22 protein-coding genes are annotated in these 22,134 nt (G+C 70.3%); 9 read left to right on the top strand and 13 right to left on the bottom strand.

What is annotated here, in order from left to right:
- Positions 1-80 precede the first annotated feature (80 nt).
- A complete protein-coding gene (locus ACWCPY_RS28765) occupies positions 81-563 on the top strand; it encodes a DUF3180 domain-containing protein (RefSeq protein WP_362451085.1) in 483 nt (160 codons plus the stop codon).
- Between the two features lie 65 nt (positions 564-628).
- Here ACWCPY_RS28765 and folE read toward each other — a convergent pair whose 3' ends face one another.
- The 6 genes from folE to dacB form a co-directional block, all read right to left on the bottom strand.
- Positions 629-1,234 (bottom strand): GTP cyclohydrolase I FolE, encoded by a 606-nt coding sequence (folE, locus tag ACWCPY_RS28770; RefSeq protein WP_093547466.1) that lies wholly within the window; start codon positions 1,232-1,234, stop codon positions 629-631.
- A gap of 154 nt (positions 1,235-1,388) precedes the next feature.
- Positions 1,389-3,419, bottom strand: coding sequence for an ATP-dependent zinc metalloprotease FtsH (ftsH, locus tag ACWCPY_RS28775; RefSeq protein ID WP_451269762.1), 2,031 nt, complete (start codon positions 3,417-3,419; stop codon positions 1,389-1,391).
- A gap of 226 nt (positions 3,420-3,645) precedes the next feature.
- The gene (gene hpt / locus ACWCPY_RS28780) at positions 3,646-4,185 is read right to left on the bottom strand and encodes a hypoxanthine phosphoribosyltransferase (RefSeq protein WP_072487175.1); all 540 of its coding nucleotides are present in this window, start codon (positions 4,183-4,185) and stop codon (positions 3,646-3,648) included.
- Between the two features lie 100 nt (positions 4,186-4,285).
- Entirely contained in the window at positions 4,286-5,368 is a 1,083-nt protein-coding gene (gene tilS, locus ACWCPY_RS28785) for a tRNA lysidine(34) synthetase TilS (protein WP_451269764.1), read from the bottom strand.
- 198 nt (positions 5,369-5,566) lie between these two features.
- The gene (locus ACWCPY_RS28790; protein WP_451269766.1) at positions 5,567-6,700 is read right to left on the bottom strand and encodes a zinc-dependent metalloprotease; all 1,134 of its coding nucleotides are present in this window, start codon (positions 6,698-6,700) and stop codon (positions 5,567-5,569) included.
- 49 nt (positions 6,701-6,749) lie between these two features.
- Positions 6,750-8,285, bottom strand: coding sequence for a D-alanyl-D-alanine carboxypeptidase/D-alanyl-D-alanine endopeptidase (dacB, locus tag ACWCPY_RS28795; RefSeq protein WP_451269768.1), 1,536 nt, complete (start codon positions 8,283-8,285; stop codon positions 6,750-6,752).
- Positions 8,286-8,341: 56 nt separating this feature from the next.
- Between dacB and ACWCPY_RS28800 the strand changes: the two genes are divergently transcribed.
- Positions 8,342-8,836 (top strand): inorganic diphosphatase, encoded by a 495-nt coding sequence (locus ACWCPY_RS28800; RefSeq protein ID WP_031090989.1) that lies wholly within the window; start codon positions 8,342-8,344, stop codon positions 8,834-8,836.
- Positions 8,837-9,039: 203 nt separating this feature from the next.
- Positions 9,040-10,773, top strand: a complete 1,734-nt coding sequence (locus tag ACWCPY_RS28805; protein ID WP_451269770.1) for a threonine/serine ThrE exporter family protein — start codon at positions 9,040-9,042, stop codon at positions 10,771-10,773.
- A gap of 24 nt (positions 10,774-10,797) precedes the next feature.
- Here ACWCPY_RS28805 and ACWCPY_RS28810 read toward each other — a convergent pair whose 3' ends face one another.
- On the bottom strand, positions 10,798-11,508 hold the full coding sequence (locus ACWCPY_RS28810) for a DedA family protein (protein ID WP_451269772.1): 711 nt from the start codon (positions 11,506-11,508) through the stop codon (positions 10,798-10,800).
- Between the two features lie 170 nt (positions 11,509-11,678).
- On the opposite strand from ACWCPY_RS28810, the gene ACWCPY_RS28815 reads away from it, so the two are divergent.
- On the top strand, positions 11,679-12,044 hold the full coding sequence (locus ACWCPY_RS28815; protein WP_451269774.1) for a YbjQ family protein: 366 nt from the start codon (positions 11,679-11,681) through the stop codon (positions 12,042-12,044).
- Positions 12,045-12,098: 54 nt separating this feature from the next.
- Here the strand turns inward: ACWCPY_RS28815 and ACWCPY_RS28820 are convergent, their stop codons facing one another.
- Positions 12,099-12,857, bottom strand: a complete 759-nt coding sequence (locus ACWCPY_RS28820) for a MerR family transcriptional regulator (RefSeq protein ID WP_451269776.1) — start codon at positions 12,855-12,857, stop codon at positions 12,099-12,101.
- A gap of 136 nt (positions 12,858-12,993) precedes the next feature.
- Here ACWCPY_RS28820 and ACWCPY_RS28825 point away from each other — a divergent pair, with 136 nt between their 5' ends.
- From ACWCPY_RS28825 to ACWCPY_RS28835, 3 genes are all read left to right on the top strand, one after another.
- Positions 12,994-14,280, top strand: coding sequence for an ion channel protein (locus ACWCPY_RS28825; protein WP_451269778.1), 1,287 nt, complete (start codon positions 12,994-12,996; stop codon positions 14,278-14,280).
- A 94-nt stretch (positions 14,281-14,374) separates the two neighbouring features.
- Positions 14,375-14,998, top strand: a complete 624-nt coding sequence (wrbA, locus tag ACWCPY_RS28830; protein ID WP_451269780.1) for an NAD(P)H:quinone oxidoreductase — start codon at positions 14,375-14,377, stop codon at positions 14,996-14,998.
- 71 nt (positions 14,999-15,069) lie between these two features.
- Positions 15,070-16,494 carry a glutamate decarboxylase gene (locus ACWCPY_RS28835; protein ID WP_451269782.1) on the top strand — a complete coding sequence of 475 codons (1,425 nt, stop codon included), beginning with the start codon at positions 15,070-15,072 and terminating at the stop codon, positions 16,492-16,494.
- Between the two features lie 17 nt (positions 16,495-16,511).
- Here ACWCPY_RS28835 and ACWCPY_RS28840 read toward each other — a convergent pair whose 3' ends face one another.
- The 4 genes from ACWCPY_RS28840 to ACWCPY_RS28855 all read right to left on the bottom strand — a co-directional run bounded on the left by ACWCPY_RS28840 (position 16,512) and on the right by ACWCPY_RS28855 (position 20,211).
- Positions 16,512-17,153 (bottom strand): PadR family transcriptional regulator, encoded by a 642-nt coding sequence (locus ACWCPY_RS28840; RefSeq protein ID WP_451269784.1) that lies wholly within the window; start codon positions 17,151-17,153, stop codon positions 16,512-16,514.
- Positions 17,154-17,171: 18 nt separating this feature from the next.
- Positions 17,172-17,723: a DinB family protein gene (locus ACWCPY_RS28845; protein ID WP_451269786.1), complete on the bottom strand. Its 552-nt coding sequence runs from the start codon at positions 17,721-17,723 to the stop codon at positions 17,172-17,174.
- 95 nt (positions 17,724-17,818) lie between these two features.
- Positions 17,819-19,276 (bottom strand): aldehyde dehydrogenase family protein, encoded by a 1,458-nt coding sequence (locus ACWCPY_RS28850; protein WP_451269788.1) that lies wholly within the window; start codon positions 19,274-19,276, stop codon positions 17,819-17,821.
- Between the two features lie 53 nt (positions 19,277-19,329).
- A complete protein-coding gene (locus ACWCPY_RS28855) occupies positions 19,330-20,211 on the bottom strand; it encodes a helix-turn-helix domain-containing protein (RefSeq protein WP_451269790.1) in 882 nt (293 codons plus the stop codon).
- A gap of 329 nt (positions 20,212-20,540) precedes the next feature.
- Here ACWCPY_RS28855 and ACWCPY_RS28860 point away from each other — a divergent pair, with 329 nt between their 5' ends.
- Complete coding sequence (locus ACWCPY_RS28860) at positions 20,541-21,038, top strand: ATP-binding protein (RefSeq protein ID WP_451269791.1); 498 nt, start codon at positions 20,541-20,543, stop codon at positions 21,036-21,038.
- A gap of 96 nt (positions 21,039-21,134) precedes the next feature.
- On the opposite strand, the gene ACWCPY_RS28865 is transcribed toward ACWCPY_RS28860, so the two are convergent.
- Entirely contained in the window at positions 21,135-21,377 is a 243-nt protein-coding gene (locus tag ACWCPY_RS28865; protein WP_384364997.1) for a DUF397 domain-containing protein, read from the bottom strand.
- 265 nt (positions 21,378-21,642) lie between these two features.
- On the opposite strand from ACWCPY_RS28865, the gene ACWCPY_RS28870 reads away from it, so the two are divergent.
- Positions 21,643-22,128 carry a hypothetical protein gene (locus ACWCPY_RS28870; RefSeq protein WP_451269793.1) on the top strand — a complete coding sequence of 162 codons (486 nt, stop codon included), beginning with the start codon at positions 21,643-21,645 and terminating at the stop codon, positions 22,126-22,128.
- Positions 22,129-22,134 lie beyond the last annotated feature (6 nt).

The following is a 22,134-nucleotide window of genomic DNA, read 5'->3' on the forward strand; positions in this document are numbered from 1 at the left end:
CGGATCACCGGCGCCGCGGTCTCCCGGCGACGGTGACCGCGGGCGACACGGACCACTGGCGGCGAAGGGCGGACCACTCGGTGAAGCAACTCAGGCTCGGGGTACTGGCCGGCCTCTTCGCCGCGGCCGGGGTGATCTCCTGGGGCGGCGCCCGCCTCTGGGACTCCCTGGGCAACCTGCCGAGCGTTCCCCTCGCCGCACCGATCGTGCTCGCCGTGATCGCCGTGATCCTGCTGGCGACGGCGCTCTCCATCCGTTCCCGGCTGCGCGCCCAGCGCGAGCGCCGGCCGGGAGCCAAGGGCGTCGAACCACTGATGGCGGCCCGGGCGGTCGTCTTCGGCCAGGCCAGCGCCCTGGTCGTCTCCCTGGTCTCCGGCATGTACGGCGGTATCGGCGTCTTCCTGCTCGGCTCCCTCGACATCCCGGCCCGCCGCGACCAGGCGATCTACGCGGGCTTCGCGGTCCTGGCCGGCATCGCGGTGATCGCCGCCGCCCTCTGGCTGGAACGCATCTGCAAGCTCCCGGACGACGAGGACAACGACAAGAGCTCGGCGGCTGCGTAGGGGCTGTCCTGCGGACAGGCCCCAGGGCCTCCGAGCTTCTTGTCCCGCGGCTGCGCAGAAGTTCGTCAGCGCGCCATGATCAGGCTCATGGCCTCGGCGCGTGTCGCGGGGTCGCGGAGCTGTCCGCGCACCGCCGAGGTCAGCGTCTTCGCCCCGGGCTTGCGGATACCCCGCATCGACATGCACATGTGCTCGCACTCGACGACAACGATGACCCCGCGCGGCTCCAGGATCTCCATCAGGGACTCGGCGATCTGTGTGGTGAGCCGCTCCTGGACCTGCGGGCGCCGGGCATAGACATCGACCAGCCGGGCCAGCTTGGAGAGGCCGGTGATCTTTCCGCTGGTGGCCGGGATGTACCCGACATGCGCGACGCCCCGGAACGGCACCAGGTGATGTTCACAGGTACTGAACACTTCGATGTCCTTGACCAGCACCATCTCGTCGTGACCGAGGTCGAACGTGGTCGTCAGGACGTCCTCGGGCTCCTGGTGGAGGCCCGCGAATATCTCCTTGTACGCCCGTGCCACCCGCCCCGGAGTCTCGCGCAGTCCCTCGCGGTCCGGGTCCTCGCCCACCGCGATGAGGAGTTCGCGGACGGCTGCCTCGGCCCTCTTCTCGTCGAACTCGCCGATCGAACCCTGGCCGTCCAGCGTCACCGGGTCGGTCATCTGTGCCTCGTTCCTCTGAGCTGTCACCCGCGCATACCTCCGCACGGGCGTACGAAAAAGCCGCGCCCCCACAGGCTAGAACCTGCGGGGGCGCGGCTTCCATTCCGGACCCGGTGCGACTCCCGTGAAAGGGACCACACCGGGAAACGGGACCTCAGCTCTCGGGGTGGTCCTCCGGGACGACCTCGGTGGCCGGGACGGTGTCCGTGGGGACGGCCGTTCCGTTCGCCGTGGTGGCGCCGTTGGTGAGGGCGAGCTCCTTCGGCGAGAGCACCGGCGGCCGCGTCGACGGCGTGCGCCGCGCGGAACCGGTCCACGCCGGACGGGCCGGACGCTTCACGATCGGGGCGAAGATCTCGGCGATCTCCTCCTTGCCGAGCGTCTCCTTCTCCAGGAGCTGGAGAACGAGGTTGTCCAGCACGTCGCGGTTCTCGACGAGGATCTCCCACGCGTCGTTGTGGGCGGTCTCGATGAGCTTCTTGACCTCTTCGTCGACGAGCGCCGCGACCTCTTCCGAGTAGTCGCGCTGGTGGCCCATCTCCCGGCCCACGAAGGGCTCGGTGTTGTCGCCGCCGAACTTGATCGCGCCGAGCCGCTCCGTCATGCCGTACTGCGTGACCATCGCGCGGGCCGTTGCGGTGGCCTTCTCGATGTCGTTCGCGGCGCCGGTGGTCGGGTCGTGGAAGACCAGCTCCTCGGCCGCGCGCCCGCCCAGCATGTAGGCCAGCTGGTCGAGCATCTCGTTGCGCGTCGTGGAGTACTTGTCCTCCTCCGGGAGCACCATCGTGTAACCGAGGGCGCGGCCGCGGGAGAGGATCGTGATCTTGTGGACCGGGTCCGCCTGGGGGGAAGCCGCCGCGACCAGGGCGTGTCCGCCCTCGTGGTACGCGGTGATCTTCTTCTCCTTCTCGGACATGATCCGGGTCCGCTTCTGCGGGCCCGCCACGACGCGGTCGATGGCCTCGTCGAGCATCTTGTTGTCGATCAGCTTCAGATTGCCGCGCGCCGTGAGGAGCGCCGCTTCGTTCAGCACGTTCGACAGGTCGGCACCGGTGAAGCCGGGCGTACGACGGGCGACGGCGCCGAGGTCGACGTCCTTCGCGACCGGCTTGCCCTTCTGGTGCACCTTGAGGATCTCCAGCCGGCCCTGCATGTCCGGCCGGTCGACCGCGATCTGCCGGTCGAAGCGGCCCGGGCGCAGCAGCGCCGGGTCGAGGATGTCCGGCCGGTTCGTGGCGGCGATCAGGATGACGCCGCCCTTCACGTCGAAGCCGTCCATCTCGACGAGCAGCTGGTTCAGCGTCTGCTCGCGCTCGTCGTGCCCGCCGCCCATTCCGGCACCGCGGTGCCGGCCGACGGCGTCGATCTCGTCGACGAAGACGATCGCCGGGGCGTTCGCCTTGGCCTGCTCGAAGAGGTCACGGACCCGGCTGGCACCGACACCGACGAACATCTCGACGAAGTCGGAACCGGAGATCGAGTAGAACGGGACGCCCGCCTCGCCGGCGACGGCGCGTGCGAGCAGCGTCTTGCCGGTACCGGGAGGCCCGTACAGCAGGACGCCCTTGGGAATCTTGGCGCCGACGGCCTGGAACTTCGCCGGCTCCTGGAGGAACTCCTTGATCTCCTGGAGCTCCTCGACGGCCTCGTCCGACCCCGCCACATCGGCGAACGTCGTCTTCGGCGTGTCCTTGGTGATCAGCTTGGCCTTGGACTTCCCGAACTGCATGACCCGGGAGCCGCCGCCCTGCATCTGATTCATCAGGAACAGGAAGACGACCACGATCAGGACGAAGGGCAGCAGGGAGAGGAGGATCGAAATGAACGGGGACTGCTTGGACGGCGAGACCGTGTAGCCCTTGTCGATCTTGCCGCTCTCGAACTTCTGCTGCAGCGTGTCGGCCAGCTGGACACCCTGGTCGCCGATGTAGCTCGCCTGGAACTTGGTGCCGGACTCGCCCGAGAGCTCCTGGCCCTTCTTCAATTCGATCTTGATGATCTGGTCGTCACCGGTGGTCAGCTTGGCCTGCGCCACCTGGTCCTTGCTGATCGCCTGGATCACCTTGCCGGTGTCCACCGATTTGTAGCCGCCCGACGAGCCGACGACTGTCATCAACACGACCACGGCGAGGACGGCCAGCACGATCCACATGACCGGCCCACGGAAGTATCGCTTCACGTCCATCCATACGGGGCGAATCCGCCCCGTCCCTCCTGCCCGTAGGTAAATGCTGCTGTGAGAAAAGACTGTTCTTCGGACGGTACCCCAGCATTGTCACCCGCGACCTCCGGGGACGTCTGTCAAAACCCGCCTTCGAAGGCTCAACGGCGGGAATCCCTTGAAAGGTTCCCGCCGTCGGCTCCGGTCGGTCCGGGCGCCCCGGGGCCGGGCGAAGAGCTCCGGGAGGAGGTCAGCCCCCGTAGACGTGCGGGGCGAGCGTCCCGACGAAGGGGAGGTTGCGGTACTTCTCGGCGTAGTCGAGCCCGTAACCGACGACGAATTCGTTGGGGATGTCGAAACCGACCCACTTGCAGTCGAGCGCGACCTTGGCCGCGTCCGGCTTGCGCAGCAGGGTGCAGATCTCCAGGGAGGCGGGCTCGCGCGAGCCGAGGTTCGACATCAGCCACGACAGGGTCAGGCCCGAGTCGATGATGTCCTCGACGATCAGGACGTGCTTGCCCTTGATGTCGGTGTCCAGGTCCTTGAGGATCCGGACCACTCCGGAGGACTGGGTGCCCGCGCCGTACGAGGAGACGGCCATCCAGTCCATGGTGACGGGGGTGGACAGCGCGCGCGCCAGGTCCGCCATCACCATCACTGCGCCCTTGAGGACGCCGACGATGAGCAGGTCCTTGCCCGCGTACTCCGCGTCGATCTTCGCGGCCAGCTCGACGAGCTTCGCGTCGATCTCTTCCTTGGTGAGGAGCACCGACTGAAGGTCGGTGCCCATGTCCTTCTCGTTCACCCGCGTCTCTTTCTCTGCCTGCCGGGTCCGGGGTGTTGCCCCCGCACCTGCGCGGCCACTCGCCTGCATGTCAGCCGCTTGTGCTTCAGCTCTGCCGAATGACCAGTCTGCCACCCTGCCGCATGGCTTCGACGCGACCGGGCAGGTTGATGGCGCGCTGGCCGCGCCATCCGGTGATCAGACGGTCGACTTCCTCGATGTGCCGGGCGAAGAGCGAACCGGCCGGGGAACCCGCCTCCATGGCGGCCCGGCGCAGGACCCGGCGGCGTACGGCGGGCGGCAGCGCGTACAGCTTGGCGCACTCCAGGCGGCCCGCGTCGTCCCGCACGGCGCGGTCGGCCTCGGCGGCCCAGGTGTCCAGTGCGTCGGCGTCGTCGCGGGAGAGCTGGGCGGTACGGGCCAGGGCCTCGACGACCCCTTTGCCCAGCGCCTTCTCCAGGGCGGGCAGGCCCTCGTGGCGCAGCCGGGAGCGGGTGTAGGCGGGGTCGATGTTGTGCGGGTCGTCCCAGACGGGCAGGGACTGGACGAGGCAGGCCTTGCGGGCGGTCTGCCGGTCGAGCTGGAGGAAGGGGCGGCGGTAGCGGCCGGCCGGTCCGGATGCGGCGGCCATGCCGGAGAGCGAGCGGATGCCGGAGCCGCGGGCGAGGCCGAGCAGGACCGTCTCCGCCTGGTCGTCGCGGGTGTGTCCGAGCAGGACGGCGGCGGCGCCGTGCCGCTCGGCCGCGGCGTCCAGGGCGGCGTAGCGGGCGTCCCGGGCCGCGGCCTCGGGGCCGCCTTCGTGGCCGACCTGCACGGCGACGGCCTCGACCGGGTCGAGACGCATGTCGGTGAGGCGGTCGACCACCTCGGCGGCCCGGTCGTCGGAACCGTCCTGGAGGCCGTGGTCGACGGTGATCCCGCCGGCCCGGACGGCGAGTTTGGGGGCCTCGAAGGCGAGGGCGGAGGCGAGGGCCATGGAGTCGGCGCCGCCGGAGCATGCCACCAGCACCAGGGGGGTGTCGGGGCGCTCGGGGAGTGCGGCGCGCTGCCTGCCCGCACCGGCTTCGGCGAACTCGGGGTGCGGGGTGCGCCGGGTGTGTTCGGCGCTTCGGGTGTGTTCGGTGAGTACGTCGTGGAGTACGCGGCGGACCGCCAGGCGTATCGCCGCGACCGCAGGATGGGGACCCATGTCCGGTGCCCTTCGTGAAGTTCGGTGAGGTGCCTCGAAGTGCCGGACCGGAAGTGTGCCGTCACTCAGAGTGCGTCGATGGTGACAGAGGCAAGCCGTTCATCGAGCATTGCACGCCTTCCCATGCCCCTACGGTCCCTCGGATGGGTGATTACCGGCGCGTTTTCTTCCTGTCGCCCGCCGTCGGACCGGTCGGGGTCAGGACTCTGCCTTACGGTGCACCCTCGCGATCCAGTCCGCGGGCTTCGCGATCTCCGCCTTGGTGGGCAGGGTGTTCGGCGAGGTCCAGACCCGGTTGAAGCCGCCCATGCCGACCTCGTCGACCACGGCCCGGACGAATCGCTCGCCGTCGCGGTACTGGCGCAGCTTCGCGTCGAGGCCGAGGAGCTTGCGCAGCGCCTGGTCGAGGCGGCCGGCGCCGCGCGCCCTGCGCTGCTGGAACTTCTCCCGGATCTCGCCGACGGAGGAGACGACCTCGGGGCCGACGCCGTCCATCACGTAGTCGGCGTGGCCTTCGAGCAGGGACATCACGGCGGTGAGCCGGCCGAGGATCTCGCGCTGGGAGGGCGTCTGGACGAGTTCGACCAGGCTGCGGCCGCCGTCCTCGCCGTCCTCGCCCTCGGGGCGGCCCCCGGCCAGGGACTGGGCGGCCTCGCGGAGCCGTTCCAGCACGGTCATCGGGTCGATGTCGGTCTCGTCGAGGAATGACTGGATCTCGCCCTGCAGATGGTCGCGGAGCCAGGGCACTCCGGTGAACTGGGTGCGGTGGGTCTCCTCGTGGAGCGCGACCCAGAGCCGGAAGTCGTGCGGGTCGACGTCCAGTTCACGCTCGACGTGCACGATGTTGGGGGCGACGAGCAGCAGCCTGCCGCCGCCGTCGGCGGAGGCCGGGAGTTCGCGGGTGGCCGGGGCGAACGTCTCGTACTGGCCGAGTACGCGGGAGGCCAGGAACGACAGCAGCATCCCCACCTCGACGCCGGTCACCTTGCCGCCGACCGCGCCGAGCACCGCGCCGCCGGGGCCGCCGGGGCGGCGGTCCTGCATCTTGCCGAGCAGCGGGCGGAGCAGTTCGCGGAAGCCCGCCACATTGGCCTTGATCCAGCCGGCCCGGTCCACGACCAGGACCGGGGTGTCCTCGGGGCGGGCCCCCTCCGGGATCATCCGGGTGAAGGAACGGACGTGCTCCTCCGAGGCCTTGGCATGCCGGCGCAGCTCCGCGACGACCTCGCGGGCCTCCTCGCGGCTGATCTCCGGCCCCGGCCGCACAAGTCGGGTCGCGGTCGCGACCGCGAGATTCCAGTCGACCATCTCGGCACCACCGATGCTCGTCATGCGTCAACCGTACGTGCTCGGGTCCGTCCGCGGTGTGGTGTTGACCGGCTCAATGGGGGTGGGAGAAGAGGGCTACGGCGAGGCGGTCGAGGGCGGACTGGGCGTCGGAGGGGGAGGAGGTGCCGGATGCCAGGAAGGCGAAGGCGAGCAGCCGGCCCTGCCGGTCGACGACCGTTCCCGCGAGGGTGTTCACGCCGGTGAGGGTGCCGGTCTTGGCGCGGATCAGGCCGGTGCCCGCGGACTTGCCGGTGAAGCGGTCGCTGAGCGTGCCGCTGAAACCGGCCACGGGCAGGCCGGTGAGGACGGGGCGCAGTTCGGGGTGGTCCGGGTCGGCCGCGCGGGCGAGGAGGCCGGCCAGCAGTCCGGCGGTGACCTTGTCCTTGCGGTTCAGTCCGCTGCCGTCGGCGAGGTCGGCGCCCTTCAGTGGCAGGCCGAGCTTCTTGAGCTGTGCGGTGACGGCCCGTCGGCCGCCGTCGAAGTCGGCCGGTTCGCCCGCGGCGAGGGCGGTCTGCCGGGCGAGTGCCTCGGCGATGTCGTTGTCGCTGTTGGTCAGGGCGCGTTCGACCAGGGCGGAGAGCGGGGCCGAGCGGTGTTCGGCGACCTTCTCGGACCCGGCGGCCGGGCGGCCCGGCTTCGGGCCGGACCCGGTGGCGATGCCCGCGTCGTCCAGGAGCTCGGCGAAGGTGCGGGCGGTGTCGCCAGCGGGGTCGTCGCTGCGTGGGGCGGGGCCGCTGTCGGTGCGGTCGAGCCTGCCCTCGTCGGTCATCAGGGCGCTGACGGGCGCGATGTTCTCGTTGGGGCCGATCGGGTGCCGGGCGGGGCCGGAGTAGCGGGAGGTGTCGTACGCGAGGCGGACCTTGTCGACGCCGCGGCCCTTCAGGGCGCGGGCGGTGTCGGTGGCCAGCCCGCGCAGGGCGGCCTTGTCGAGGGTGGGGTCGCCGCCGCCGGTCAGGACGATGCTGCGGGAGTCGGCGGAGGCCCGGACGGTCGTGGCGATGCGGTGGTCGGGGCCGAGGGCGCTCAGGGCGGCGGCCGTGGTGGCGATCTTGACGGTGGAGGCGGGCGTCATGGGGGTGTCGGCGCCCTGGCCGTACAGCCGCCCGCCGCCGGCGGTGTCGATGACGACGGCGGTGCGCCGTTTGCCCAGGGCGGGGTCCTTCAGCAGCGGGCCGAGGGCGGAGCGGAGGGCGGCGGCCGCGCCGTCGGGGGCGGTGCGGGCGTCGGGGGCGGAGTTGTCGACGGCGGCGGAGAGGGGCGCGAGGACGGCCGGGGCGCTGGGTGCGGGGGCCGGTCCGGACGGCGCGGCGGGCTCGTGATGTGCGCCACCTGTGCGGCTCCGGGCGGCGGCCAGGTCCGCCTCGGCCTTACGCTGACCCGAGTCCCAGGGGCCGGCGGCAAGGACGACGCCGGCTGCGAGCGCCAGGCCGAGGCCGGCGGAGACGGCGGTGAACTGCCGGTCGTTCAGTCCCTTCAACCTGATCACGGCGGCCCGAGGGGTGAGCCTGCTCAGCTTGTCCAGCGGGTTGACCGACGGTCTCTTCACCGGCTCGTCCACCGTTGACCAGCCCCTTTCGCGAGCACACATCTGCGTGGGGGACACTTAATCACCAGTCGTATGTGTTGATCATGGAGGAGCCACCCGTGGAGTTCGACGTCGTTATCGAGATCCCGAAGGGTTCGCGGAACAAGTACGAGGTGGACCACGAGACCGGTCGGATCCGTCTGGACCGTCGACTCTTCACCTCGACCAGCTACCCGGCGGACTACGGCTTCGTCGAGAACACCCTCGGCGAGGACGGCGACCCGCTGGACGCGCTGGTCATCCTGGAGGAGCCGACCTTCCCCGGCTGCCTCATCAAGTGCCGCGCCATCGGCATGTTCCGGATGACGGACGAGGCCGGCGGCGACGACAAGCTGCTGTGCGTGCCGGCCTCCGACCCCCGGGTGGAGCACCTGCGCGACATCCACCACGTGTCGGAGTTCGACCGCCTGGAGATCCAGCACTTCTTCGAGGTCTACAAGGACCTGGAGCCGGGCAAGTCCGTCGAGGGCGCCGACTGGGTCGGCCGCGCCGAGGCCGAGGCCGAGATCGAGGCCTCCTACAAGCGCCTTGAGGCGCAGGGCGGCGCGCACTGACCCGAGGGTCGTGACCCGGTTCCGTTTCCACGGTTCCGGGCAGGGAACGGGCGGTACTCCTTCCGAGGGGTGCCGCCCGTTCCGTATGCCCCGCCCGGCCCGCGCACCGGCCTCCTGCCGTCCGCGGGCGGCCCTCCCTCGTCCCCGTCCCGGCCCGTGGCCATACTGGGCACAAAGGCGCAGCCGACGAGGAGCGAGATCGAGTGGTGGCGGAACAGGGCGGTCCCGAGGACCAGAAGCCCCAGTCCGACGAGGCGCGCAGTGCCTTCGTCCCGCCGGCCGGGGTGGAGCGGCGCGCGTCCGCCTCCGAGGATGACCAGCCGACATCGGAATTCGCGATTCCGGCTGGTCTGGCGGCCGAGCCCCAGGGGCCCGCGGCGGGTTCCGCTTCCGGTTCCGCCCCGGGTTCCGCCCCGGGGCCTGGAGCGGGTTCGGGCTCGGGTTCGGACACGATCGGCTCCGCCTTCGCCCCGCCACGCACCTACAGCGCCCAGCACTCGCCGCCCGCCTTCACTCCGGCACACGGCAGCCCGATGATCCGGCTGACCAAGGAGGCGCCCTGGCAGGACCGGATGCGCACGATGCTGCGGATGCCGGTCGCCGAGCGCCCGGCGCCCGAGACGGTGCAGAAGCCCGACGAGACCGGGCCCGCGGTGCCGCGCGTGCTCGACCTGACGCTGCGCATCGGGGAGCTGCTGCTGGCGGGCGGCGAGGGCGCCGAGGACGTCGAGGCGGCCATGTTCGCGGTGACCCGCAGCTACGGACTGGACCGTTGCGAGCCCACGGTCACCTTCACCCTGCTGTCGATCTCGCACCAGCCGTCGCTGGTCGACGACCCGGTGACGGCGAGCCGTACCGTACGCCGCCGTGCCACCGACTACACCCGGCTGGCCGCCGTCTTCCGGCTGATCGACGACATCACCACCGAGGAAGTCGAGGTCTCGCTGGAGGAGGCGTACCGGCGGCTGGCGGAGATCCGGCGCAACCGGCATCCGTACTCCGGCTGGGTGCTGACGCTGGCCGCCGGCGGTCTCGCGGGGGCGGCTTCGGTGCTGCTCGGCGGTGGTCCGCTGGTGTTCCTGGTGGCGGCGGTCGGCGCGATGCTCGGCGACCGGCTCGCCTGGCTGTGTGCCGGGCGGGGGCTGCCGGAGTTCTACCAGTTCGTGGCGGCGGCGATGCCGCCGGCCGCGCTGGGGGTGGCACTGACCCTCACCCACTGGTCGGACGTACGGCCGGCCGCGGTCATCACCGGTGGGCTGTTCGCGCTGCTGCCGGGGCGGGCCCTGGTGGCGGGTGTGCAGGACGGGCTGACCGGTTTCTACATCACCGCGGCCGCGCGGCTGCTCGAAGTCATGTACTTGTTCATCGGCATCGTCGTCGGTGTGCTGCTGGTGCTGTATCTGGGGCTCCAGCTGGGCGCCCAGCTGAACCCCGAGGCCGCGTTCATCGCCCATGACCGGCCGGTGGTGCAGATCCTGGCGTCGATGGCGCTCTGTTTCGCCTTCGCGATCCTGCTCCAGCAGGACCGGTCCACGGTGCTGGCGGTGACCCTCAACGGTGGTGTGGCCTGGGTGATCTACGGGGCGATGGCCCGCACCGGCCATATCTCGGCGGTGGCGGCGACGGCGACGGCGGCCGGTCTGGTGGGTCTGTTCGGGCAGCTGCTCTCGCGTTACCGGTACACCTCGTCGCTGCCGTTCATCACGGCGGCGATCGGCCCGCTGCTGCCCGGTTCGGCCACGTACTTCGGTCTGCTGGCCGTGGCGCAGGGGCGGGTGAACGCCGGTCTCGCCTCGCTGTCGACGGCGGTGGCCACGGCGCTGGCCATCGCGATCGGGGTGAATCTGGGGAGCGAGATCTCCCGGCTGTTCATGCGGGTGCCGGGAGCGGTCGGCGGGGCCAACCGCCGCGCGGCCAAACGGACGCGCGGCTTCTGAGCCCCCCGGCGGCCGGGGCGTACGTCAGCGCTTGGCGTGCCGGCCGCGCTGGCCCGAGGACGGGCCGCCCCCTGCGGACGGGCCGGGGCCCTCGCCTGCGGCCGCCGCTTCCTTCTTCGACTTGGAGCGGGCCCGCAGGAACTCGATCGCGATCGGCACCACCGAGATGAGCACGATCAGGATGAGCATCGCCTCGATGTTCTGGTGGACGAAGTCGATCTTGCCGAGGGCCGAGCCGAGCAGCGTGACACCGACGCCCCAGAGCACTCCGCCGATGATGTTGAACACGATGAACGAGCGGTAGTTCATCCGGCTCACACCGGCGATGATCGGGGTGAACGTACGCACCACGGGCACGAAGCGGGCCAGGATCAGCGACTTCGGTCCGTACTTCTCGAAGAATTCGTGCGCCTTCTCGACGTTCTCCTGCTTGAAGAGGCGGGAGTCCGGGCGCTTGAAGAGCGAGGGGCCGACCTTGCGGCCGAAGAGATAGCCCACCTGGTCGCCGATGATCGCCGCCAGTGCCACCAGGAGGCAGACCAGCCAGAGCGGGGTGTCCAGCTGCTTCGTGGTCACCAGCAGACCCGTGGTGAACAGGAGCGAGTCGCCGGGGAGGAAGAAGCCGATCAGCAGTCCGGACTCGGCGAACACGATGAGGAGGACGCCGGGAAGTCCGAAGGTGTTGATCAGATAGTCCGGGTCCAGCCAGCTCGGGCCGAGCGCAAGCGTATTCAAGGGTCCGGGGCTCCTGGATCGATCGATGGCAGCTGCGTGGCCGCCCAAAGCTATCAACGCAGGATGACACCCCCGGGTTCCAGATGGCCCCCGCGAGGAAGCACACCGGGCCGACCGGGGATGCACTCCGGATCAACCGGGACAAAGCTGTCCCCAGGAGGTGCCACACGATGGGCATTGAGGATTACGGCGGCGGACAGACGGACCGGTCGGACGTCCTGGTCGTCACCACCAACGACGTACCGGGCTACCAGGTGACCCGGGTGATCGGGGAGGTGTTCGGCCTCACGGTCCGCTCCCGCCATCTGGGCAGCCAGATCGGCGCGGGACTGAAGTCCATGATCGGCGGCGAACTGAAGGGGCTGACCAAGACCCTCGTCGAGACCCGTAACCAGGCGATGGAACGGCTCATCGAGCAGGCGAAGGCCCGGGGCGCCAACGCGGTGCTGATGATGCGCTTCGACGTGACCGAGGCCGCCGACGTGGGCACGGAGGTGTGCGCGTACGGCACCGCGGCCGTGATCAGCCGCGGCTGAGCGGCACAACCGCGGGGGTGGGTGCGCCCGCCTGGCGCCCCACCCCCGCGGCGCTCACGCCCGGCGCCGGGCGTTGGCGTCGATCGCGTCCCGCAGATGCTCGGCCAGGCCCGGCCGCATCGAGTCGTAGAAGGCGCGGAACCGCTCGTCGGACACGTACATCTCGCCGAGCCCCCGGTGCATCTCGGTGGAGCACTCGTAGAACCACTTGCCGATGTGGAGCCGGTGGGCCTCGGCCAGCTCCATCGCCCGCTCGCCGGTGGCCGGCTCCCCGGCCTCCATCAGCGCGTCGTAGGCGGCGCCCCATTCGGCGACCTCCGCCTGCATCCGCTTCCAGTCGTCCTTGGTGTACCGGGCGGCCCGGCGCTGCGACTCGGCGTACGCGTCGGTGCCGCCCCAGCGGCGTTCGGCCTCCTCGGCGTGCTCCTCGGGGTCCTTGCCCCCGAAGACCTCGAACTTCTCCTCGGGTGTGAGGTTGATGCCCATCTTCCGTGCCTCCATGGCTGTCTCGACGGCGTCGGCCATCCTTCGCAGCTCGGCGATCCGGTCGGACAGCATCCGGTGCTGGCGCCGCAGATGCTCCTGCGGGTCCGCCCGCGGATCGTCGAGCAGTACCGCGATCTCGTCGAGCGGGAAGCCGAGCTCCCGGTAGAACAGGATCTGCTGGAGCCGGTCGAGATCGCCGTCGTCGTAGCGGCGGTGCCCGGACCGGCTGCGCCCGCTGGGCGAGAGCAGTCCGATGCCGTCGTAGTGGTGCAGGGTGCGCACCGTGACTCCGGCGAATCCGGCGACCTGTCCCACGGGGTACTCCATGACTCCCCCGCTCCCTTCCTCGATCGGGTACGTCCCGAGCCTGGGTCCTGACGCGACGTGAGGTGCAAGCCCGAATGGACGCCGCTCCGGCGCCATTCGAGGGGTTATGTACCTTTTACGCCGTTATGGTGAGCCGGTGGCCACCGAATCCTCCGCTTTCGCCGGACCCGCTCCCGAACCCACCCCCGTACGACGGCTGCTGCCCGTCATCGTGCCCGCCCTGACCGTCGGGGTCCTCTGCGCCCTCGTCCTGCTCGGCATCAGCCTGCTCGCGGAGAAGCTCCAGGCCGTGCTCTGGGAGACGCTCCCCGACGCGCTCTCCGTCGGCCGGTACTCCGCGCTGTGGATGATCGTGATGCTCACCGCGAGCGGGCTGGCGGTCGGGCTCCTCATCCGGGCGGTGCCCGGTCACGCGGGTCCCGATCCGGCGACCACCGGGCTGGTGGATCCGCCGCTGCCGCCGTCCGTGGTCCCGGGGCTGCTGCTCGTCACGGTCCTCACCCTGGCGGGCGGGATCAGCCTCGGTCCGGAGAACCCGATCACGGCCGCCAACATCGCGCTGGCCTTCTGGCTCGGCCGTCGCCTCCTGCCCGGCACACCGGCGGCGCTCTGGCTCGCCCTCGCCGCGGCCGGGACCATCGGGGCACTCTTCGGCACCCCGGTCGCCGCCGCGCTGATCCTCTCCGAGGCCCTCGCCTCCCGCGCCGGACCGGGCGCGCTCTGGGACCGCCTCTTCGGCCCGCTCGCGGCGGGCACCGCGGGCGCGCTCACCATGACCCTGCTGGCCCATCCCAGCTTCGACCTGTCGCTGCCCGCCTACACCCGTCCGCACTGGGGCGACCTGCCCTCCTCCGTCGTCATCGCGCTCGCCGGGGCGGTGCTCGGGCTGCTGGCGGTGTACGCGTTCCCGTACGTGCACCGGTTCTTCCGGGCCCTGAAGCGCCCGGTCCTGGCACTGACCGCGGGCGGGCTGCTGCTCGGCCTGCTGGGCGCCCTGGGCGGCCATCTCACCCTGTTCAAGGGGCTCGACGAGGTGAAGGAGCTCGCCGCCGACCCGAGCGGCTGGTCGGCCGGGCAGTTCGCGGTCATGGCCGTGGTGAAGACGGCCGCACTGCTGACCGCGGCGAGCTGCGGCTTCCGCGGCGGGCGGATCTTCCCGGCCGTCTTCGCGGGGGTCTCGCTGGGGTTCTGCGCCCACGCGCTGGTCCCATCGGTGCCGGTGGCGCTCGCGGTGACCTGCGGGGTGCTGGGGATCCTGCTGGCCATCACCCGGCAAGGCTGGTTGAGCCTGTTCACCGCGGCGGTGCTGGTCGGCGACGCGGCCGTGTTCCCGGTGCTGTGCATCGCCTCGCTGCCCGCCTGGCTGCTGGTGACCGGGCGGCCGCAGATGCAACTGCGCGAGGACGGTACGCCGCTGAGATGAGCGGACCGGCCGCCCGGCGCGCCGGATGCCCGACCCTTCCGTATCGTCGCATCCGTATGGATTCATCCCGTCAGGTCCGTCGGAGGTCTCCGCCATGCCCACGCCCGTCAACGTCGCCGTCATCTACTACTCGTCGACCGGAACCGTCGCCACGATCGCCAAGGCCATGGCGCAGTACGCCGAGAAGGCCGGCGCCGAGGTACGGCTGCGCAAGGCCGCTGAGCTGGCCCCGCAGGCGGCCATCGACTCCAACCCGGCCTGGGCGGCCAACGCGAAGGCCACCGCCGACATCGCCGAGGCCTCGCCGGACGACATGATCTGGGCGGACGCCGTGATCCTCGGTACGCCGACCCGGTTCGGCAACGTCACCTCCCAGCTCAAGCAGTTCCTCGACACCCTCGGCGGCCTCTGGCAGGCGGGCCACCTCGCGGACAAGGTCTACAGCGGCTTCACCTCCACCAGTACCGCCCACGGCGGCCAGGAGTCCACGCTGCTCGCGCTCTACAACACGGTCCACCACTTCGGCGGCATCCTGGTCGCCCCCGGCTACACGGACCCGTCGAAGTTCGTCGACGGCAACCCGTACGGCACCTCGCACGTGGCCGGCCAGGGCGACATCCCGGTCGGCGAGCAGACCCTGACCGCCACCCGGATCCAGGCCGAGCGGGTCGTGAAGTTCACCCGGGCCATCAAGGACGGCCTCGCCGCCGAGAACTGACGGCACCGCACACCGACCGGACCCCCGCGGGTCGCACAAGACCGCCGAGAACCGAGAAGGGCTGTCCGCCGATGCCTCTCCACAAGGGTTCTTCCCCGAGCACGGAACCGTCCGCACGGCACGGCAGGCTCGCCCTCAACCCGTTCTACGGGGAGGCCGACCCGGTCGCCGGCATGGAGTCGGCGCCGCCCCGGCACCGGCTGCCCGACGGGCCGATGCCGCCGTCGACCGCGTACGGACTGGTCCACGACGAGTTGATGCTCGACGGCAACTCACGGCTCAACCTCGCCACCTTCGTCACCACCTGGATGGAGCCGCAGGCCGGGGTGCTGATGGGTGAGTGCCGCGACAAGAACATGATCGACAAGGACGAGTACCCGCGCACGGCCGAGCTGGAGCGGCGCTGCGTGGCGATGCTCGCCGACCTCTGGAACGCCCCCGATCCCTCGGTGGTGGTGGGCTGTTCGACGACGGGATCCAGCGAGGCCTGCATGCTCGCGGGGCTGGCGCTGAAGCGCCGCTGGGCGGCCAGGAACACCGACCGCTATCCGGCGGCCGCCCGGCCGAACCTGGTCATGGGCATCAATGTGCAGGTCTGCTGGGAGAAGTTCTGCACCTTCTGGGAGGTCGAGCCGCGGACGGTCCCGATGGAGGGCGACCGCTTCCACCTCGACCCGCAGGCCGCGGCCGACCTCTGCGACGAGAACACCATCGGCGTCGTCGGTATCCTCGGCTCCACCTTCGACGGTTCCTACGAGCCGGTCGCCGAGCTGTGCGCGGCGCTGGACGCCCTCCAGGAGCGCACCGGTCTCGACATCCCCGTCCATGTCGACGGCGCCTCCGGGGCGATGGTGGCGCCGTTCCTCGACGAGGATCTGGTGTGGGACTTCCGGCTGCCGAGGGTCTCCTCCATCAACACCTCCGGGCACAAGTACGGCCTGGTCTACCCGGGCGTCGGCTGGGTGCTGTGGCGCTCGCCCGCAGAGCTGCCCCAGGAGCTGGTGTTCCGGGTCAACTACCTGGGCGGCGACATGCCGACCTTCGCGCTGAACTTCTCCCGGCCCGGCGCGCAGGTGGTCGCGCAGTACTACACCTTCCTGCGGCTGGGACGGGAGGGCTACCGGGCCGTTCAGCAGGCGTCCCGGGACGTGGCCCGCGGGCTCGCCGAGCGGATCGAGGCGATCGGCGACTTCCGGCTCCTCACCCGGGGCGACCAGCTGCCCGTCTTCGCGCTGACGACCGGGCCGGACGTGACGGCGTACGACGTCTTCGACGTGTCGCTGCGGCTGCGCGAACAGGGCTGGCGGGTACCCGCGTACACCTTCCCGGCCAACCGGCAGGACCTGGCGGTGCTCCGGGTGGTGTGCCGCAACGGCTTCTCGTCGGACCTCGCCGAGCTGCTGATGGAGGACATCGGGCTGATCCTGCCCGACCTGCGCCGCCAGCCGCACCCGCTGAGCCAGGACCGGCAGCCGGCGACGGCCTTCCACCACTGAGCGGGGCCGGCGCCCGCTCACTCGTCGTCGCCTGGGTCCGCCACCCCCGTCGCGTACGGATTGCGCTGCCCCTCGGCGAGCACGCCGACGAAGGGCTCGCCCTCCCCGGCGAAGGTGTACGCCCCGCCCTCGATGCGGGCGATCAGCCCGCGCGTCCACTCGGCCCCGGCGTCCGCCGAGTGGACCCACAGATTCATGATCTCGCCGATGTGGCCGACCGCCTCCGGCCCGCCCTCCGGCACATAGTGCTCGGTGACCGTGGCCCGCCAGGCCGCGAGACCGGCGACCCGCTCCTTGAGCAGCGCGACCGCCTCGGACCGCTCCAGGTCGACGATGCCTCCGAGGGCCGCCGACAGCACGTCCGGCTTCTGGTCGTACGAGGTCAGCGCCGCGCGCAGCAGCGTGAAGTACTCCTCGTCACCCTGCTCGGTGATCTCGTACTCGGTACGGGGCGGGCCGCCCGCCGTGCTCGGGGCGGTCTCGTGGGCGACCAGCAGTCCCTGCTTCGCCATCTGCTTCAGTGCGTGATAGACCGACCCGGGCTTGGCGTTGGACCACTCGTGCGCGCCCCAGTACTCCAGGTCGTTGCGGACCTGATAGCCGTGCGCCCGGCCGTGCTGGCGGACGGCGCAGAGGACCAGCAGCCGGATCGCGGACATAGGGCGCATCCCTTCTACTCAACTTTGATTAGAGTAGCCCCCCGCCTCGGCGACCAGCTCGAACGCGGTCCGGCCGTCCAGGGACTCCCGGATGATGTCGGCGTGCCCGGCGTGCCGGGCGGTCTCCTCGACCAGATGGGCCAGCAGCCACCTCATCGAGACCCGCCCGTCCTTCGGGAACCAGGGCGCGTCCGGCAGCGGGAAGGTGTCGTCCAGGCTGGGCACCGAACGGATGAACTCCTCCTCCTCGGCCACGACGCCGTCCCAGAACTTCAGCACCTGCTCCACCGTCTCGTCACCGACGAGGCGGAAGCCGTCCGCCCAGGTGCTCTCGTCGCGGACGGTCTCGTTCAACCGCTGCTGGGCCATCCGCAGCCAGTTCAGCTCGCCCTCGGCGACGTGCTTGGCCAGTCCGGAGAGGGAGAGCTCGCTGGCGCTGGGGCGGCTCGCCGCCTGCTCCTCGGTCAGCCCGATCAGGGAGCGCCGGATCGCACCGCGCTGGGCCTCGATGAAGGAGAGGAGCATGCCGCGCTCGTCGCCGGGGGCTTCCGAGGGAACGTGAGTGACCATGGTGTCCGCCTTGGTGATCCGTGCCGGTTCTTCCTGACACCGACCAAGCTACGGACCCTTGCGGTCAGTTGCTGTCCGCAACGGGGAACGGGCGATCAGAAGGGGAAGGCCGTCCGGCCGTGCTGGATGGAGATCCACTTCCGGGTGGTGAAGGCGTCGACGGTCGCCTCACCGTTCAGCCGGCCGGTCCCGGAGGACTTCTCGCCGCCGAAGGCCACCAGCGGATCGTCCTGGACGGTGGAGTCGTTGACGTGGAACATCCCGCTGACCACACGCCGCGCGAACCGCACCCCGCGTTCGGTGCTGCGGGTGTGCACGGCACCGCTCAGCCCGTACGGGGTGTCATTGGCGATCCGTACGGCCTCCTCCTCGCCGTCGAAGGTCACCAGCAGCGCCACCGGGCCGAATATCTCCTGGGACAGCAGTGGGGAGTCCTCGGGGAGCCCGGCGAGCACCGTCGGCTCCACGAGGTTGCCGCGGGTCCGGCCGCGGACGAGCGCGGTGGCTCCCTGGGCGACCGCCTGGTCGACCAGGGCGGTCAGCGCGTCGGCCTGGAAGGTGTTGATGACCGGGCCGATCCGGGTCTCCGGGTCGCGCGGGTCACCGGTCCTGAGCGCGGCCACCCTGGCGGTGAACCGCTCGGTGAACTCCCGCTCGACGCGGCGGTCCACCAGGATGCGGTTGGCGGCCATGCAGACCTGCCCCTGGTACACGAAGCGGCTGAAGACGGCCGCGTCGACCGCGTAGTCGATGTCCGCGTCCTCCAGCACCACCAGGGCGCTGTTGCCGCTGAGTTCGAGGATCGTCCGCTTGAAGTGCCCGGCCGCGACCGCGCCGACATGGCGGCCGACCCGGTCCGAGCCCGCGAACGAGATCACCTTGGGCACGGGGTGCTCGATGAACGCGTCCCCGATCTCGGCGACATCGGTGATCACGACATTGAGCAGCCCGGCGGGCAGCCCGGCGTCCGCGAAGATCTTCGCGATCAGCGTGCCGCCGACGACGGGCGCGTTCTGATTGGGCTTGACGACGACCGCGTTGCCCAGCGCGAGGGCGGGGGCGACGGACTTCATCGCCACCAGGAAGGGGAAGTTGAAGGGGCTGATCACGCCGATGACACCGACCGGCAGCCGGTAGAGGCGGTTCTCCTTGGCATCCGCCGCGGCGGGCAGGATGCTGCCCGGCGGGCGCAGCGCCCGGTGGATCGCGTCGCGCAGGAACTCCTCGGCGACACGGACCTCGTACTCCGCCTTGACCCGGGTGCCGCCCAGTTCGTCGATGATCGCGTCGACTATGTCGTCGTGCAGTTCCCCGATGATCCGCAGCGCGCGGTCCAGGACTTCGCGGCGCTCGTACGGTCCGGTGGTGGCCCAGGCGCGCTGGGCGCGTTCGGCGGCGCGGTAGGCCAGGTCGACCTCCTGCGCGGTCGCGATGGTGATCGCGGCGAGTTTCTCCCCGTTGTAGGGGTTGAAATCGATGATGTCCCACGAGCCGGTACCGGTCCGCCACTCACCGTCGATGTATTGGTCGGCCAGCTCGTAGAAGAAGGACATGCGATCCCTTAACTCAGGTGCAGACTCCGTCGAACCGTCATCGTACTGACGAATCAGATGAGTTGGAGCAGACCACGGAGCAGATCGCGGCTCTCCTCGGGCCCCGGGCTGTCCTCGTGCAGCCGCGTCATGGCCTTTTCGTACTGGGCGACGTCCTCTGCCTTGTCCAGATAGAGCGAACTTGTCAGATGCTCCAAATAGACAATGTCCGACAGATCGGATTCGGGGAATCGCAGCATCGTAAAAGAACCGCCCTCGCCGGCATGCCCGCCGAAACTGAAGGGCATGACCTGGAGAGTGATGTTGGGCTGTTCCGACATTTCGATCAGATGCCGCAATTGCCCACGCATCACTTCACGGTCGCCGTACGGCCGGCGCAGCGCCGCCTCGTCCAGTACGGCATGGAAATGGGGGGCGCGTTCGGAGACGAGGGCCTTCTGGCGCTCCAGCCGCAGCGCCACGCGGCGGTCGATCTCGACGGCGGGCGCGGCACCCATGCCGCGGGTGACGACCGCGTGCGCGTAGGCCTCGGTCTGCAGCAGACCGTGGACGAACTGGACTTCGTACACCCGGATGAGCGACGCCGCACCCTCCAGGCCGATATATGTCTGGAACCAGCCGGGCAGCACGTCTCCGTAACTGTGCCACCAGCCCGCCACGTTGGCCTCACGGGCCAGGCCGAGCAGAGCGTCCCGCTCCGCGTCGTCCGTGACTCCGTAGAGCGTGAGCAGGTCCTCGACGTCCCTGGCCTTGAAGCTCACCCGTCCCAACTCCATGCGGCTGATCTTCGATTCGGAAGCCCGGATGGAGTAGCCGGCCGCCTCACGGGTGATGCCGCGCGAGTCGCGCAGCCGTCTGAGCTGCGAGCCCAGCAGGATGCGCCTCACCACCGATCCACTCGACTCGCCTGCCGCCACTGGCCCGGTCCTCCCCATCGCTTCCTGGACACCGGGGCTCCCCCCTGAACCCCAAGTGCCGGATTCTGCCATCAAAACGCTTCAGCCCGTACTCATTCGATTACGGAAATGAGAAGCCTTCCAGAAAGCTGCGAAAATACCCACGGGAAGAAATGACCAAGAACCGGCACGGGTTCGGACAGGTCAGGCGCGTGCACGTGCATCTGCCCTTGCATCTGCCCAACGCATTGGGAACCATGGGGCTCGCGCACCTGCGTGCTCGTTCGTGTTGTGCCGCTGTACCCCCCGCAGTACTGATACAGCCGCGAATCCCGGGAGTGCCTCGCATGGGGACGAATGGATCGACGATGCTCGAGCCGTTACGGCAGGGGCTTCCCCCCATCGATCCCTCAGCCGTCTCCGGATCGGCGACCTGCACCCTGCCCGCCCGCTACGAAGCGGTGGGCGGAGCACGGCGGTTCACCCGGGCGACACTGAACGGATGGGGTCTTTCCGAGCGCTTCGACGACGTCGCACTGGTGGTCTCCGAACTCGTCACCAACGCCCTGCGGCATGCCCTGCCCTCGGACAGCATCGCGCCGGACCCCCAGGATCCGCCGGTACGGCTGCACTTGATGCGCTGGAGCTCGCGCCTGGTGTGCGCCGTGCGCGACCCCAGCCAGGAGAGCCCGGTCGCCTCCGAGGCGCCGGACTGCGCCGAGTCCGGGCGCGGTCTCTTCCTCGTGGAGTCCTTCAGCGACTCCTGGGGCTGGCACCCGTCACCGGAGCCGGAGACCCCGGGGGCCCTGTCGGCACCGCGCGGCAAGGTGGTCTGGGCGCTGTTCCGGCTCTCCGACGGCGTGTGAACCGGCCGGCCGCGACGAGACCTCCCGCCCGGAGCATGCCGGGCGGGAGAGCCCGCGGCCGGCGGTCCGGGCCGGACACCGGCCCGCGGAACGTGCTCAGCCGCCCGCTATGAGGTGGTCGAACTCCCCGTCCTTCACCCCGAGCAGCAACGCCTCTATCTCGGCCGGCGTATAGACCAGCGCCGGCCCGTCGGGGTGGCGCGAATTCCGCATCGCCACACCCCCGTCGGGCAGTTTCGCGAACTCCACGCAGGAACCCTGGGAGTTGCTGTGTCTGCTCTTCTGCCAGACGACTCCGCGAAGCTCTGTGGCCGCCATGCCGTTGTACACGTGGTGCACAGGACGCTCCCCGAGTTGCAAGGTGCAAGTGTCAACTGTCTCGGATCATAGCTCTGTTCAAATTTCCCTGCATGGGCAGATGCATGGGCGGATGCACGTGCACACGGGGTGTTCTCGCGATTACAGCTTTACTCCGTACGGACATCCACATGGAGAGACGTATCCGGCGCCGTTTCGGCTGCGTCTACCCCCGTTCGAGCTCCCCATCCCGCCGTTTCGCGCTGATAACTTGGCCCGGTCTTTCGTCGGCAAGGGGGAATTACAGATGCACGGACTCACACGTACCGGTGCCGTGATCGCCACCGGAATCCTCACCGCGGTGGCACTGACCGGCTGCAGCAGTGACGGCGGGAAGAACGACGGTCCGGCCGGCGGCTCCGGTGCCGGCGGGACCACCCCGGCTCCCGGTGGCGACGAGAGCGGCCCGGACACGAATGCCGCCGACCTGGAGGGCGGTTGGGCGGGAAGGACCGACGGCAAGGCGGTCGTCCTGTCGGTGTCGTCGGGGAAGGCCGTGCTCGTCACCGAACAGCATGCCTGCACGGGCACCGTGCAGGGCACGGGCAAGGTGACGCTCGCCCTGAAGTGCGTCGACGGCGGCGACGACCGCACCACCGGGTCCGTCGAGTCCAATGACGGCAAGACGGTCGTGGTGTCCTGGGGCAGCGGGGTCGAGGACACCCTGGCCAAGACCGCCCCGGGCGCACTGCCGTCCGGCCTGCCGGACCTGGAGGGCCTGCCGACCTCCTGACGGCTG

The organism is Streptomyces sp. NPDC002403 (genome assembly GCF_053593015.1).

Coding starts and splice junctions, on each gene's coding strand:
- folE (WP_093547466.1), bottom strand. CDS start 1,234: ATGACCGACCCGGTGACGCTGGACGGCCAGGGTTCGATCGGCGAGTTC.
- ftsH (WP_451269762.1), bottom strand. CDS start 3,419: ATGGACGTGAAGCGATACTTCCGTGGGCCGGTCATGTGGATCGTGCTG.
- hpt (WP_072487175.1), bottom strand. CDS start 4,185: ATGGGCACCGACCTTCAGTCGGTGCTCCTCACCAAGGAAGAGATCGAC.
- tilS (WP_451269764.1), bottom strand. CDS start 5,368: ATGGGTCCCCATCCTGCGGTCGCGGCGATACGCCTGGCGGTCCGCCGC.
- ACWCPY_RS28790 (WP_451269766.1), bottom strand. CDS start 6,700: ATGACGAGCATCGGTGGTGCCGAGATGGTCGACTGGAATCTCGCGGTC.
- dacB (WP_451269768.1), bottom strand. CDS start 8,285: ATGTGTGCTCGCGAAAGGGGCTGGTCAACGGTGGACGAGCCGGTGAAG.
- ACWCPY_RS28815 (WP_451269774.1), top strand. CDS start 11,679: ATGGGCATTGAGGATTACGGCGGCGGACAGACGGACCGGTCGGACGTC.
- ACWCPY_RS28820 (WP_451269776.1), bottom strand. CDS start 12,857: ATGGAGTACCCCGTGGGACAGGTCGCCGGATTCGCCGGAGTCACGGTG.
- wrbA (WP_451269780.1), top strand. CDS start 14,375: ATGCCCACGCCCGTCAACGTCGCCGTCATCTACTACTCGTCGACCGGA.
- ACWCPY_RS28835 (WP_451269782.1), top strand. CDS start 15,070: ATGCCTCTCCACAAGGGTTCTTCCCCGAGCACGGAACCGTCCGCACGG.
- ACWCPY_RS28840 (WP_451269784.1), bottom strand. CDS start 17,153: ATGTCCGCGATCCGGCTGCTGGTCCTCTGCGCCGTCCGCCAGCACGGC.
- ACWCPY_RS28845 (WP_451269786.1), bottom strand. CDS start 17,723: ATGGTCACTCACGTTCCCTCGGAAGCCCCCGGCGACGAGCGCGGCATG.
- ACWCPY_RS28850 (WP_451269788.1), bottom strand. CDS start 19,276: ATGTCCTTCTTCTACGAGCTGGCCGACCAATACATCGACGGTGAGTGG.
- ACWCPY_RS28855 (WP_451269790.1), bottom strand. CDS start 20,211: ATGGGGAGGACCGGGCCAGTGGCGGCAGGCGAGTCGAGTGGATCGGTG.
- ACWCPY_RS28860 (WP_451269791.1), top strand. CDS start 20,541: ATGCTCGAGCCGTTACGGCAGGGGCTTCCCCCCATCGATCCCTCAGCC.
- ACWCPY_RS28870 (WP_451269793.1), top strand. CDS start 21,643: ATGCACGGACTCACACGTACCGGTGCCGTGATCGCCACCGGAATCCTC.